Below are 12,082 nucleotides of genomic sequence, written 5' to 3'. Positions count from 1 at the left end.
ACCATGGCGACGGCCGCCGCCCCTGCAGGTGCAGTTCGCCCAGAACGGGCCGACGCGACCGCTTGGATCGCCGTCGCCGCCGGTGCGCTGGGGGCGCTGCTCGCGACGCTCGACATCTCGATCGTCAACTCCGCGCTTCCCACCATCCAGGGCGAGATTGGCGCCACAGCCACGGAGGGGACCTGGATCGCCACGGCCTTTCTCGTCGCCGAGATCATCATCATCCCGTTGAGCGCATGGCTCGAGCGGCTGTTGGGGCTGAGGACGCTGCTTCTCATCGCCGTCGTCGGCTTTACCGGCTTCTCGATCCTGTGCGGGGTGGCCACCGACTTGACAACCATGATCATCGGTCGCACCGGCCAGGGGTTCCTGGGCGGGGCACTCATTCCGACCGCGATGACGATCGTCGCCAAGCGCCTTCCGCCCCAGCAGCAGCCTATAGGCATGGCGCTCTTCGGAATGACGGTGATCCTTGGACCGGTGCTGGGGCCGTTGCTCGGCGGCTGGCTCACCGAAAACCTGAGCTGGCACTACGCCTTCTTCGTCAATGTGCCGGTTTGCGCCCTCCTGCTCATCCTCCTGCTGCTGGGCCTGCCGCACGAACGGACGAACTGGGTCTACCTTCGCGAGGCGGACTGGTTCGGAATCCTCGGGATGATCCTCGGCCTGGGAGGGCTGACCGTCGTTCTCGAGGAAGGGCACCGCGAGGAATGGTTTGAATCGTCCCTCATCGTCCAGCTGACGATCATGACCGTCATCGGCTTCGTGATGTTGGGAATCGGCCAGATCCGGGCGGCGAAGCCTGTCTTGAAGCTGCGGATCGTTCTCAACCGGCAGTTCGGCAGCGTGGTGGTCATGGCGCTGGCGCTCGGGATGGTGATGTACGGCTCGATGTTCGTGATCCCCCAGTTCCTCGCACTGATCGCCGACTACAACGCGCTGCAGACCGGCCAGGTCATCTTTCTCATGGGCGTGCCCGCCTTCGTCTTGATGCCCATCGTGCCGTTCCTGATCCGGGTGGTCGACATCAGGGTCGCTGTCGGCGCAGGCCTGGCCATCATGGCGATCAGCTGTTTCGCAAGCACCAGTCTTACGGCGGAGTCCGCGGGCGAAGCCTTCACTGCCGGACAGCTGCTGCGCGGGGTGGGAATGATCCTGACCATGCTTTTTCTCAACCAGGCGACCATCGCCTCGGTCAGCAGCGAGGACGCCGGCGACGCCTCGGGCATCTTCAATGCGGCGCGGAACCTGGGCGGCTCATTCGCGCTCGCGGCGCTTGCCTCCTTCCAGGACCAGCGGATGTGGCTCCACAGCCGACGGATGGAGGAGACTCTTTGGGCCAGTGACTCCCGTCTGCAGGAATATCTCGCGGGGATGGCACACGTCCTCGGAAGCACGGACGCGGCGTTCCAGTCGCTCGCCGGAACCATTCAGCGGCAGGCGTTCGTCATGACCTACAATGACATATTCTGGGCGATGGCCGTTGCGACGCTGGCGACCCTGCCGCTCGTGCTCTTCCTCCGTCCCCTGCCCAAGGGGCTGTCGCTAGCGATGCACTGAGACTTCGATGAGCAGGTTCAGACATTTCATCCTTGCCCCGCTGCTGCTTGGCGGATGCGTCGTCGGCCCGGACTATTCTGGACCGCCGGAGCTCGGCCGCGCGACCCCACGCCCCACGTTCGTTCGCCAAACGGCAGGCGTGAGTTCACAAGAGCCCACCGTGGCCGCCTGGTGGACCGCGCTGCAGGACCCGGTGCTCAACGAGCTTGAGCGGCGCGCGCTTGCGTCGAACCCGTCGATCGAGGCGGCGCAGGCGAGAATCCGGCAGGCTCGCGCATCGGTCCGCCAGGAGCGCGCCGCCCTGTTCCCCACCGCAGGGGCTCAGGCGACGGCTGTGATCGCAGATCTGCCGGGCTTGGATCTACAGTCGGGCCGGGCAAACGGCGCCCCCCTCGCCTGCTACCGGGCCGTCGTCCGAGCAAGGTGGGGACACCTCGCTCGAGTTCTACAATTTCGGGCTGAACGCCAATTGGGAGATCGACCTTGCCGGCGGACAGGTCCGTCGGATCGAAGCGGCCAAAGCCCTCGTGGCGGCGGCGGCCTACAACGCTGCGGACGCGCAGGTCCAGCTGACCAGCCAGATCGCGGATGCCTATACGAATCTTCGCGACCGGCAGCAGCGCGCCGCCGCCCTGGGGCGGGCGCTCGACCTGCAGCGTCAGCAACTCGACCTTGCCCAGCAGCGCTTCCGGCAGGGCACGGCGCCGGCGTTCGCCGTGGGCCAGGCGAACCGAGCGATGCAGGCGACAACCAACGATCTTGCAGTGGCGGAAGCCGAGATCGAGATCTACCTCAATGCGCTGGCTGTGCTCGCGGGCGAGGCGCCGGGATCGCTCGACGCGCTTCTGGCTGAGCCGCGTGACGTCCCCTTACCCCCGCAAAGCGTGGCGATCGGCGATCCCGCCTCGCTGCTGCGCCGGCGGCCGGACATCCGCGCCGCCGAGCGTAACCTTGCGGCCGCGACGGCGCGCATCGGAGGCGCGGAGGCGGCCCGGTTCCCCAGGATCAGCTTCATGGGCATCCTCGGGATCGGTGGCACGTCGCTGGACGATCTCGTGGCCGGCGGCGACGTTTCCAAAATCGCCGTGCCTCAGCTTCAATGGGGCGTGCTGGACTTTGGACGAACCTCGGCGGCGGTCGCGCAGGCGCGCGCCGGTCGCGATGAAGCCGAGGCGCAGTATCGGCAGGTGGTGCTCAGCGCGTTGCGGGACGCCGAAACCGCGCTCGCGCGCTTTGCGCAGCAAAGGCGGACCGTCGCCGCATTGGCCGAGATCAAGCGGGCGGCCGACGAATCGGCGGTGCTGATGCGACAGCGCCACGAGCATGGCGTCGTCTCACTGGGCGACAGCCTGGAGGCCGAGCGCCAGCGGGTGCTGGCGGAGGCGAACCTGCGCAGCGCCGTCGCGGCGCTGACCGGTAGCTACGTGGCCATCCAAAAATCACTTGGCCTCGGGTGGACATATCCTGCGGAAACCACCAGCACCCGCCTGTCATCTTGAGCGGCCGCCTAGCACTGCCTTGGCAGATTCCGTGTGGGCCGTGCTCTGCAATGCGGACATCGTCGCGAGTCTGCCAGGAAGAGTTGATCGATGAGGGCCTGTCGGCTCGCCGGCAGGCTCGGCTGAGATGGCGGGCCGAAGGTTCGTTTTCCCCACCCGCCCGAGTCAGGCGGCGGCTTTGCAAGAAAGCGTAGGCGATCATTGTCATCAGCGCGTGCCGGTGCAGCCCTGTCCATGACCGCCCCTCGAATGGTCGAGGCCAGTTGTTCCTTGAGCTGCTGGTGGGCTTGCTCGCACGCCCAGCGCGCCTTGACCGCCGCGGCCAAGGTCTTCAGCGTGCTGTCTGTCAAACGGCGCGCAAAAATGGCTCTGACTCACTTTTGATAAAATCCGGCCGCCGGCTGGCGTTGGTTCGCAAAAGGAGTCAACGCCATGGGGCAGTCCCTCCGACCATCTTCCCTCGTCCCGCGCGGCTTTGTAGTCGACGCCGCTATCAACGAGGGCGAGGCGACGTTGATCACGGTTCGGCCCTCGTACACTTCGAGCTCCTGTCCAGGCTGCGGAACGAGATCGGAGCGGATTCACAGCCGATATCGGCGACGGCTGGCGGATTTGCCGATTGCGGGTAAGCCTGTCCACCTCGTCGTCGTGGCGCGACGCTTTCACTGCGCCGCCGTGCTGTGTGGCCGGCGGATATTCGCCGAGCGCTTCGACAAGGACGTTCTGGCGCCATGGGCACGTCGAACTGCCCGCCTGGATCATATTGTCCACCATCTCGGGCTTGCCCTGGGCGGGCGACCGGCCGCGAGTTTCGCCCGCAGGCTGATGTTGCCAGTGAGCAACGACACGTTGTTGCGCGTCGTGCGACGTCGCGGCAGCCCGCGTTTCATTCCGCCGACGGTGATCGGGATCGATGACTGGGCGTGGCGGCGCAACCAGCGCTATGGGACCATCATTTGCGACCTGGAGCGGCGCAAGACCATCGCCCTGCTGCCAGACCGGGAGCCGGCGACAGCCCAGGCCTGGCTATCAGACCAACCTCAGATCGATATCGTCGCCCGTGACCGCGGCGGCGGCTACGCCTTGGCGGCGGCAAAAGCGTTACCAAGGGCGACCCAGGTGGCGGACCGGTGGCATTTGATGGAAAACGCCAGCCACGCCTTCCTCGATGCCGTGCGTAAATCCATGCGCCAAATTCGAACCGCCATCGGAGCCGCCACGATCAATCCCGACCTGCTCACCGCTGCCGAGCGGATCCAGTACGAGGGATATCTTCGCCGGGAAGACACCAACGCCGCCATTCTCGGGCTGGCAAAGGGCGGGGCGACCATCAAAGAGATTGTTCGTCGGACCGGGTACAGCCGCGGCTTTGTTCGCCGTGTGCTGCGCGGTCAACGCTCGGATGTCTTCCGCGTCCGGGAGAGTTCGCTTGAACTGTACCTGCCCTGGCTTGACGCTCAGTGGGCAGCCGGACAACGGAATGGCGCCGAGCTATGGCGACAGCTCAAGAGCCAAGGGTTTCGCGGCTGTCGTAGGGTCGTCACCGAGTGGGCTACGCGACGGCGTAAGGCTGAGAAGATGGATGGCGACGCCTTGAGCCGAGCCCCCTCGGCCCGGACCATTGCGCGGCTCATGACCATCGGTCGCGACGATCTTTCCAAGTCCGAGAGCGTCGCAGTCGCGGCGATCGAGGGTGGCGTGCCTCTGTTGGTCGAGGCGCGGGAAACCATCGCCGCCTTCCAGGCCATGATCCGCAAGAAGTCTCTCGCCGATCTCGAGCCCTGGCTGGAGCGAGCCCGATCGAGCTTGGTCGCTTCCTTCGCCAACGGCGTCGTCAGAGACCGGGCGGCCGTCAGCGCGGCGATCGCCTCGCCATGGTCCAACGGCCAGACCGAGGGGCAGATCACCAAACTCAAGCTGGTGAAACGCCAGATGTACGGCCGTGGAAAGCTCGATCTGCTGCAGGCTCGCGTCATCGGCGCCGGATAAGCTCCCTCACCACCAAGATTGCGTCAGAGCCAATTTTCCACGCCGATTCACAATCCTTGTCCAGGCCGGCGAGGTCTTCAGCCAGCCGGTCGAGCTCACGGACATGCCGCTCTATCGCGACCCGCTCATCGTGGGGGACTGGCTGCCGCTCAAGCCAGGTCCGACCGACGCCGCTGAACAAATCGGCATGGGATCAGGTGCGCGTGCAGGATGGCGTGCACTTCGTTCTTGAGCCGGGTGCGGTGCCGAACGACCTGGTAGCGGCGAGCCGTCAGGCGTCGCCTCCGCTCGGTCTCGGCGTCCGGCGTCCAGATCTCGGGCAGGTAGCCGGCCGCGCGCAGGCTCGCCAGCGTGCCGGCGTCGATCTTGTCGGTCTTCACGCGGGCATGAGCGATCGCCTTCACCTGGAGGGGTTGGCGATAATCACCCTCCCGACGAACGGCGAAAGGACCCGCGACACGGCCATGGCGTTGCCGGTCGCCTCGATCACCACCTCGTCGGTCTTGAGTAGGCTGCGGCCGAAGCCCTCCAGCGCGGGTCGGGTCATGTCCACTCGCCCCGCGCGCGTGAGCTTGCCTTCTTCCCAGATCACCACCTCGCCGAAGGTCCGGTGGATGTCTATTCCAACAACACGTCGCATTGCCTCCTCCTGTCGGGTTGGATGACGGGAGCGGCGGGCGACACGATAACTACGGATCCGCGCTCACAGCGCAACCGGGCGAGTCGCAGAGGCGGCCAGCTACTAACTCGAGCTCACGGCTCATCATGTGCATCGGCCTGCCCGCACCTTCGTGCTCCCGGCGCCTCTGTCCCGGATGGTCGCACGATAAGCCGCAGCTGCGACAGCCACAGCGGGACTTCGGCGCCGCCATCCTCATACCGGTTACGAATACGCTGGAGCGGCTGAACAAGGAGGTGAAGCGCCGGGCCGACGTCGTCGGCATCTTCCCCAACGAGGCCTCGATCATCCGCCTCGTCGGCGCCGTGCTCATGGAGCAGAACGACGAATGGCAGCTGCAGCACCGCTACCTCAGCCTGGAGCCGCTCGCCGATCTCGGCCAGCCCCCCGACGAGGATCAGATCCTACTTGTTCCACCCGCCGCAGCGCCCATACTTACACCGCGCTCGGCCTGAGACGTCACACCGCTAGGCCAGCCCAATTTCCACCACTCAGGGACGTGACCTGGGCGGATTCTGAAGGGCATCGGCTACGCGCGATTGTCGGCCCGGGCCACATGCTCTTTGTCCCTCGCGCCGCTTCAGTCGACGGGTCTCGCCGGCTGAATCTCCTCGCTACGCCGCCTGCAGCTGAGGCTGCTTGTACACGCCGCCCGAGCGAAGAAGTGCCCAGACCGCCCGCGGGGCCGCGGCTGGCGCCTCATAGACCGCCGCCAGCACAAGCAGTCGTCGGACCTGCCAGGCGTCGTTGTTGGCCCGTGCAAGCGCGCGAAGCTGAGCGGCGTCATAATCCTGGCGAAGCGCGATAGCTGGCATGGCGAACCCCTCCGGCTCGACCATCGAACCCTCTTCTCCGCTCAAGGGAATCCCCACAGAGTCAGACGCAGCGCCGGTCGGTATATCATTGAACCTGGATCACCTCTCGGGGGCAGGCCACAGGCAGGCGCCCCACCAATCAGCGCCGTGGCGTGAGAATAGCGCTTGCATCTCAGAGGCACCTCGACGAGCTTCTCCCGTGGGCTTATACTCCCTTCTGCTGCGGCGTGATCGCCTCACCCGACTCGCATGGTCGCAGCGCCACCCTAGTAGATTCTCGCCAGCGGCACAGAGCAATCTGGACGTACGTTTCCGTTCCGGCCGGCAGATCAAGCGGTCGTCTCGCGGTTCAGCGTTGGCTCTGCGGCATGCGTGCGACGAGGCCGTTCAGGGCGTCGGTCACTTTGATCTGACAGGAGAGGCGGCTGTTCTCCTCAACCTCCTCGGCGAAGTCCAACATCGCGACCTCCGTGGCCGAGCGCCAACCGGCCACGTCGAGCCAGGCTTCGTCCACATAGACGTGGCAGGTCGCGCAGGCGCAGGCGCCGCCGCAGTCGGCGTCGATGCCCGGGATGTTGTTCTTCACCGCGCCTTCCATGACGGAGAGGCCGGACTTCACGTCGATCACGTGCTCGGTGCCGTCGTGTTCGATGTAGGTGATCTTGGCCATGGCGCTCCCCGTGAGCCGCGCGTTTAAGCGGCGACCTCTTTCATGGAAATCGTGGGATCGGCAAGCCGCGTCTTGTCGACGGGCTTGCGGTTGAGGATGAGCTGCTTGCCCATCATGAACTCGGGCGGGGCGTTGATCGCCTCCACCGCCTGCAGCTGGTCGCCCTTCAGATGGAAGACCGCGAACTTCGCCGTCGCGGGATCTCCGCGCAGCACGATCTGGTCGGCGTCGAACGGATAGCCGGCGATCTGGAGCTTCAGGTCGTACTGGTCGGACCACTGCCAGGGGCACTCGCCCGCCGGTCGCGGACGGCCGGTGATGGCGGCGGCGGCCTGCTTGGCCTGCTCCAGGGCGTTGGGCACGCTCTCCATCCGGAACATGCGCTCGTAGATCGGCATCGGCCGGTGGGCCACGTCGCCGATGGCGAAGATGGCCGCGTCCGAGGTGCGGGCGTCGAGGTCGACCACGATCCCGCGGGCGGTCTCGAGGCCAGCGTCGGCGGCGATCTCGTCGTTGGGCGCAGCGCCCACGCCGACCACGACGGCGTCGCAGGCGATGACTTGGCCGCTGGCGAGGCGGACGCCGGTCACACGCCCCTCGCCCTCGAAGGCCACCACGGAACAGCCCAGCTCGAAGCTGACCCCGTGGGCCTCGTGATAGCTGCGGAAGAAGTCCGACAGCGCGTTGCGGGCCACCCGGGCCAGGAGGCGCTCTTCGCGCTCCAGCACCACGACCTCTGCGCCCAGGGCGCGCCCGGAGGCGGCGACCTCCAGCCCGATATAGCCGCCGCCCACCACGGCCAGGGTCTTGCCCGGACCGACGGCGGCCTTCAGCTGCTCGGCGTCGGCGGCGGTGCGCAGGGCCATGACCCCGGGGAGGTCCGCGCCGGGGATCGGCAGGGCGATGGCGCGGGCGCCCGTGGCGATGATCAGGATGTCGTAGGAGAGCGCCCCGCCGTCCGAAAGGAGGACGACCTTGTCGCTGCGCTTCAGCTGGACGGCGCGGACGCCCGGCCGGAAGTCGATCCCGTGCTCGGCGTAGAATTCCAGCGGCTTCAGGGCCAGGGAGTCGGCGTCGGCCTCGCCCTTCAGCCAAGCCTTGCTGAGCGGCGGGCGCTGGTAGGGCGGGATCGGCTCCTCGCCGACCAGGGTGATCGGCCCCGCATGGCCGTACTGCCGCAGCAGGGCCGCGGCCGTGCCGCCGGCATGGCCGGCGCCCAGGATCAGCACCTTCATCATGTTGTTGGAACAGGCGGCGCGGGGTGAAGCACGGATCGGAACTCCTAAACTGTCGGTCTGAACGGCATCAGCTGATTATTGAGGCCTTCAGCTTTCCAGCTGCGCATAGACCAACCAGCTGGCGACAACGCCACAGAGCAGAGAGCGACCAGCGCCCAATGAGCCAGGCCCGCCGCGCCGAGCCCAAAAGGACCGGCGAGCAAGTCGCTCAGCTCGCCGGCGGAGACCGGACCGCCGGCCGGCGCGCTTTGGAGAAGGCCGCCGCCAGAGTCACCCAGCACATTGGGCAGCTGCACCCCGTCAGTCACGCAGACGAGGGCCACCTTCGCACTGTGGCCAACCTGGTCCACCGAGCCGGCGAGGCTGGCGCCGGCCCCGACAATGGATAGTGGGGCCTCCGGACACGCGCCGAAGTCGATCGGCGCATAGCCGGCTCCCTGCAGGTCCAGCGCCAATCGCGCGGCCAGCTCCACCAGGCTGACGGAGCCCCCACCAAGGTCGGCGGCCATGGTCAAGGCGCTGTTTCCCTAAGGACGTGACCGACGAGCGTCTTGACCTCCTGGGCCTTGTCCCATTGATCCCATTGGCGGGATTTGCCGAAGACATGCAAACGCACCTCCGGTAGGAACTTCAGGAGCAGGGAGGCGTGATCGAGGGTGACCGTCCGGTCATCACGCCCCCAGATCAGCAGTGTGTTTTGCGCGACCAACGGCGATAGCGCCTCGCCGGAAGGCAGAAGGCTGCGACTGAACGGCGGGTTAGCCGCATCGCCCGGATCATGGCTGGCATCAAAGCCTGGCATGAAAGCGGCATTCGACTAACTCGTCCGTGAGTTCGAGGGGGTCACGAACCCTGACATCCGCGAAACTGCCAGGCCTCTCGCGAGACGATACGGGGCGCTCGTAGGAGGCGAGAAGATGTTTGACACCGTCGCCTAGCATCGGCGCAGCGATTTCTCGTACTTTTATAGATCGCTTCGAAATCTCCCTATCTATAACCACCTTCATACACCACATTGTAGTTCACCACTTTAGACTCTAAGGAGATTCAGTTCCAGCCCCTGCCTGGGAGGCGAGATCGAGGGCGACATCGACGATCATGTCCTCCTGTCCGCCGACCATGCCTCGGCGTCCGAGTTCCAGGAGGATGCTGCGGACATCGACGCCGTAGGTGTCCGCCGCACGCTCTGAATGCCGCAGGAAGCTTGAGTAGACGCCGGCATATCCGAGGGTCAGGGTCTCACGATCCACGCGAACGGGGCGGTCCTGCAGAGGGCGAACAAGTTCGTCCGCCGCGTCCATGAGCGTGAAAAGGTCGGCGCCGTGTGGCCAGCCGTACAGATCCGCCACTGCGATGAAGACCTCCAGCGGGGCGTTCCCCGCCCCCGCGCCCATACCCGCCAAACTGGCGTCCACGCGGGTCGCGCCAGCCTGGACCGCCGCGACAGAATTAGCGACGCCGAGGGAAAGGTTGTGATGGGCGTGGATGCCACGTTCCGTCTCTGGCCTGAGGACCCGGTCGTAGGCCTCGAGCCGCGCCGTGACGCCGTCCATGGTAAGCGCGCCGCCCGAATCCGTGACGTACACGCAATTCGCGCCATAGCTCTCCATGAGGAGCGCCTGCTGCGCCAGCTCTTCCGGACAAGCTCTATGGCTCATCATCAGGAAGCCGGCGACGTCCATGCCGAGGTCGCGCGCGAACCCGATGTGTTGTCTGGAAATATCGGCTTCCGTGCAATGCGTCGCGATACGAACCGACCGCACCCCCGCGTGGAATGCGCGCTTCAAGTCATGAACCGTTCCGATGCCGGGCAGAAGGAGGGTCGTAAGTGTCGCGTGGGTCAACTGTTCAGCAGCGGCGGAAATCCACTCCCAATCCGAATGGCGACCAAACCCATAGTTCAGCGAAGATCCGGCAAGACCGTCACCGTGCGCGATCTCGATGGCGTCCACCTTGGCCGCGTCCAGCGCCTTAGCGATCTTGATGATGGCGTCTAGACCGTACTGGTGGCCTATCGCGTGCATGCCGTCACGCAGGGTGACGTCCTGGATATAGAGCTTCCTCGGCTGTGCAATTCGGGTCACGCGCGCACCGCCTTAGTCCGGGCCGCCGCCACGCGCTCTGCAGTGTTGAGGGCGGCTGACGTCATTATGTCCAGATTTCCGGCATAGGGCGGAAGATAGTCCCCGGCACCTTCGACCTCCAAAAACGTCGTAACCTTATACCCGGTAAAGTTTTCGCTCGTATCTGGAATGTAGATCGGCTGATTATCTCCAATCCGCTCGATCTGCACTTCTTGCTTGAGCCGATAACCCGGAACGTAGGCCTGAACGCTTTCGACCATCTTTTCTATAGCCGCCTTGATCGCCGCAGGCTCCCCCCTTCAGCCAGACAGTACACTGTGTCGCGCATAACCAGCGGGGGCTCGGCCGGGTTGAGAATGATGATTGCCTTGCCGTGATCAGAGCCTCCTACTGCAGCGATGGCCCGGGAGGTTGTTTCGGTGAATTCATCGATGTTCGCTCGGGTCCCTGGCCCAGCCGACTTCGAGGCGATGGACGCCACGATTTCCGCATAGCGGACGCGCGCCACTGAACTTACCGCGGCGACGATGGGGATGGTGGCCTGGCCGCCGCACGTGACCATGTTGAGGTTCTGTGCGTTGAGGTGAGCGTCTCCGTTCACCACGGGGACGACATATGGGCCGACCGCCGCAGGCGTCAGGTCGATCATGACCTTGCCGTCCGCGAGACAGATCTCCTGATGCCGCGCGTGGGCTGCGGCCGAGGTTGCGTCAAAAACGATTTGAACCTCGGGCCAGCAATCAAGTTCGCGCAGACCGTCAATGCCGCGGTCGGTTGTGGCGACTCCCAGGCGCTTGGCTCGCGCTAAACCCTCTGAGGCGGGGTCCACGCCCGCGAGGGCCCCCAGCGCGAGGTGGCGAGATCTGTAAAGGATCTTAAACATCAGATCCGTACCAATGTTGCCGGACCCGATGATCGCGACCTTCGTCTGTAAGCTCACGCTGCTACTCCGTACTTGAACCCGCGATCGCCGAGCCGGCCGATGGAAACCGTGACTGAAGCCCCCGGTGCGACCGACACCGCCGGCCCAAGCGCGCCCGTCAAAATCAGATCGCCCGCCCACAACGGCTCGCCCCTCGCCGCGAGCGTGCGCGCCAGCCATGCGGCGGCGGTGAGCGGACTGCCAAGGCGAGCGGCGCCAACCCCCATCGAGGCAGCGCGCCATTGACCTCGAGGATCATTCCGCACCCGTCGGCGATCTCCATGTCAGAAAATAACGCGCCGAAGTCAGGTTGATTGAACCCGAGTTGCTTTTGTACGGCTTCGGACATCAGGCCTATCTTCTTGCCGATGATCCTTCGGCCGCCCTCTACCCAGTAGCGGGTATTGATGCTCAGGACGGCACAAGCGCCCTCCATGCCCGACAGATCAAGGCCGTCTCGCAGGGGCGTAAGAGGCCCCCGATCGTGGGCCTGCCGCAGATGCGCGGCCAAGTTATCAAGTTTCTCAGACGCCACTTAGGGCGACTCCCGATTTTGTGTTGTTGTTGGCGTAAGCGTAGAGCTCCGACGTGTCGACCAGCAATGGGTGCGTAATGGAGAGTCCCAC

The 12,082-nt window shown here is 65.4% G+C and carries 12 protein-coding genes and 4 pseudogenes; 5 read left to right on the top strand and 11 right to left on the bottom strand.

What is annotated here, in order from left to right; genetic code table 11:
* Nucleotides 1-3: 3 nt before the first annotated feature.
* The 3 genes and pseudogenes from LRS04_RS19900 to LRS04_RS19895 all read left to right on the top strand — a co-directional run bounded on the left by LRS04_RS19900 (nucleotide 4) and on the right by LRS04_RS19895 (nucleotide 3,059).
* Nucleotides 4-1,560, top strand: a complete 1,557-nt coding sequence (locus LRS04_RS19900) for an MDR family MFS transporter (RefSeq protein ID WP_257817811.1) — start codon at nucleotides 4-6, stop codon at nucleotides 1,558-1,560.
* 7 nt (nucleotides 1,561-1,567) lie between these two features.
* Nucleotides 1,568-1,831: pseudogene (locus LRS04_RS28335) on the top strand (hypothetical protein); the annotation flags it as partial.
* A 73-nt stretch (nucleotides 1,832-1,904) separates the two neighbouring features.
* Complete coding sequence (locus LRS04_RS19895; protein WP_308238400.1) at nucleotides 1,905-3,059, top strand: TolC family protein; 1,155 nt, start codon at nucleotides 1,905-1,907, stop codon at nucleotides 3,057-3,059.
* Here LRS04_RS19895 and LRS04_RS19890 read toward each other — a convergent pair.
* Nucleotides 3,051-3,394, bottom strand: a pseudogene (locus LRS04_RS19890) (IS701 family transposase); the annotation flags it as partial. The gene LRS04_RS19895 and the pseudogene LRS04_RS19890 sit on opposite strands and share 9 nt — an antisense overlap.
* Nucleotides 3,395-3,491: 97 nt before the next feature.
* On the opposite strand from LRS04_RS19890, the gene LRS04_RS19885 reads away from it, so the two are divergent.
* A complete protein-coding gene (locus LRS04_RS19885) occupies nucleotides 3,492-5,048 on the top strand; it encodes an ISL3 family transposase (protein WP_257817809.1) in 1,557 nt (518 codons plus the stop codon).
* A gap of 149 nt (nucleotides 5,049-5,197) precedes the next feature.
* Here LRS04_RS19885 and LRS04_RS19880 read toward each other — a convergent pair whose 3' ends face one another.
* Both LRS04_RS19880 and LRS04_RS19875 read right to left on the bottom strand, forming a co-directional pair.
* On the bottom strand, nucleotides 5,198-5,452 hold the full coding sequence (locus tag LRS04_RS19880) for a transposase (protein WP_257817808.1): 255 nt from the start codon (nucleotides 5,450-5,452) through the stop codon (nucleotides 5,198-5,200).
* Entirely contained in the window at nucleotides 5,449-5,688 is a 240-nt protein-coding gene (locus LRS04_RS19875; protein WP_257817807.1) for a hypothetical protein, read from the bottom strand. Before LRS04_RS19875 ends, LRS04_RS19880 begins: the two co-directional genes overlap by 4 nt.
* 245 nt (nucleotides 5,689-5,933) lie before the next feature.
* On the opposite strand from LRS04_RS19875, the pseudogene LRS04_RS19870 reads away from it, so the two are divergent.
* A pseudogene (locus LRS04_RS19870) lies at nucleotides 5,934-6,182 on the top strand (transposase); the annotation flags it as partial.
* Between the two features lie 159 nt (nucleotides 6,183-6,341).
* Here LRS04_RS19870 and LRS04_RS19865 read toward each other — a convergent pair.
* The 8 genes and pseudogenes from LRS04_RS19865 to LRS04_RS19830 form a co-directional block, all read right to left on the bottom strand.
* Nucleotides 6,342-6,566, bottom strand: coding sequence for a hypothetical protein (locus tag LRS04_RS19865; protein ID WP_374570377.1), 225 nt, complete (start codon nucleotides 6,564-6,566; stop codon nucleotides 6,342-6,344).
* Between the two features lie 325 nt (nucleotides 6,567-6,891).
* A complete protein-coding gene (locus tag LRS04_RS19860; RefSeq protein WP_257817806.1) occupies nucleotides 6,892-7,212 on the bottom strand; it encodes a 2Fe-2S iron-sulfur cluster-binding protein in 321 nt (106 codons plus the stop codon).
* Nucleotides 7,213-7,235: 23 nt separating this feature from the next.
* Entirely contained in the window at nucleotides 7,236-8,447 is a 1,212-nt protein-coding gene (locus LRS04_RS19855; protein WP_257817805.1) for an NAD(P)/FAD-dependent oxidoreductase, read from the bottom strand.
* Nucleotides 8,448-8,494: 47 nt separating this feature from the next.
* Nucleotides 8,495-8,965 carry a hypothetical protein gene (locus LRS04_RS19850; protein ID WP_257817804.1) on the bottom strand — a complete coding sequence of 157 codons (471 nt, stop codon included), beginning with the start codon at nucleotides 8,963-8,965 and terminating at the stop codon, nucleotides 8,495-8,497.
* Nucleotides 8,962-9,252: an alpha/beta fold hydrolase gene (locus LRS04_RS19845; protein ID WP_257817802.1), complete on the bottom strand. Its 291-nt coding sequence runs from the start codon at nucleotides 9,250-9,252 to the stop codon at nucleotides 8,962-8,964. Before LRS04_RS19845 ends, LRS04_RS19850 begins: the two co-directional genes overlap by 4 nt.
* 235 nt (nucleotides 9,253-9,487) lie before the next feature.
* Nucleotides 9,488-10,534 (bottom strand): 4-hydroxy-2-oxovalerate aldolase, encoded by a 1,047-nt coding sequence (gene dmpG, locus LRS04_RS19840; protein ID WP_257817801.1) that lies wholly within the window; start codon nucleotides 10,532-10,534, stop codon nucleotides 9,488-9,490.
* A pseudogene (locus LRS04_RS19835) lies at nucleotides 10,531-11,474 on the bottom strand (acetaldehyde dehydrogenase (acetylating)). The gene dmpG and the pseudogene LRS04_RS19835 overlap by 4 nt, the downstream one beginning before the upstream one ends.
* Nucleotides 11,475-11,580: 106 nt before the next feature.
* On the bottom strand, nucleotides 11,581-11,967 hold the full coding sequence (locus LRS04_RS19830; protein ID WP_257817800.1) for a hypothetical protein: 387 nt from the start codon (nucleotides 11,965-11,967) through the stop codon (nucleotides 11,581-11,583).
* Nucleotides 11,968-12,082: the final 115 nt, after the last annotated feature.

Source organism: Phenylobacterium sp. J367 (assembly GCF_024699985.1).
GTDB lineage: Bacteria > Pseudomonadota > Alphaproteobacteria > Caulobacterales > Caulobacteraceae > Phenylobacterium.
This window is presented reverse-complemented; position numbering and strand designations above follow the sequence as displayed.

Bases quoted from the DNA above. Each gene is read 5' to 3' on its own strand.
- LRS04_RS19885 (WP_257817809.1), top strand. From the start codon at position 3,492: ATGGGGCAGTCCCTCCGACCATCTTCCCTCGTCCCGCGCGGCTTTGTA.
- LRS04_RS19855 (WP_257817805.1), bottom strand. From the start codon at position 8,447: ATGAAGGTGCTGATCCTGGGCGCCGGCCATGCCGGCGGCACGGCCGCG.
- LRS04_RS19865 (WP_374570377.1), bottom strand. From the start codon at position 6,566: ATGGTCGAGCCGGAGGGGTTCGCCATGCCAGCTATCGCGCTTCGCCAG.
- LRS04_RS19845 (WP_257817802.1), bottom strand. From the start codon at position 9,252: ATGCCAGGCTTTGATGCCAGCCATGATCCGGGCGATGCGGCTAACCCG.
- LRS04_RS19875 (WP_257817807.1), bottom strand. From the start codon at position 5,688: ATGCGACGTGTTGTTGGAATAGACATCCACCGGACCTTCGGCGAGGTG.
- LRS04_RS19860 (WP_257817806.1), bottom strand. From the start codon at position 7,212: ATGGCCAAGATCACCTACATCGAACACGACGGCACCGAGCACGTGATC.
- LRS04_RS19900 (WP_257817811.1), top strand. From the start codon at position 4: ATGGCGACGGCCGCCGCCCCTGCAGGTGCAGTTCGCCCAGAACGGGCC.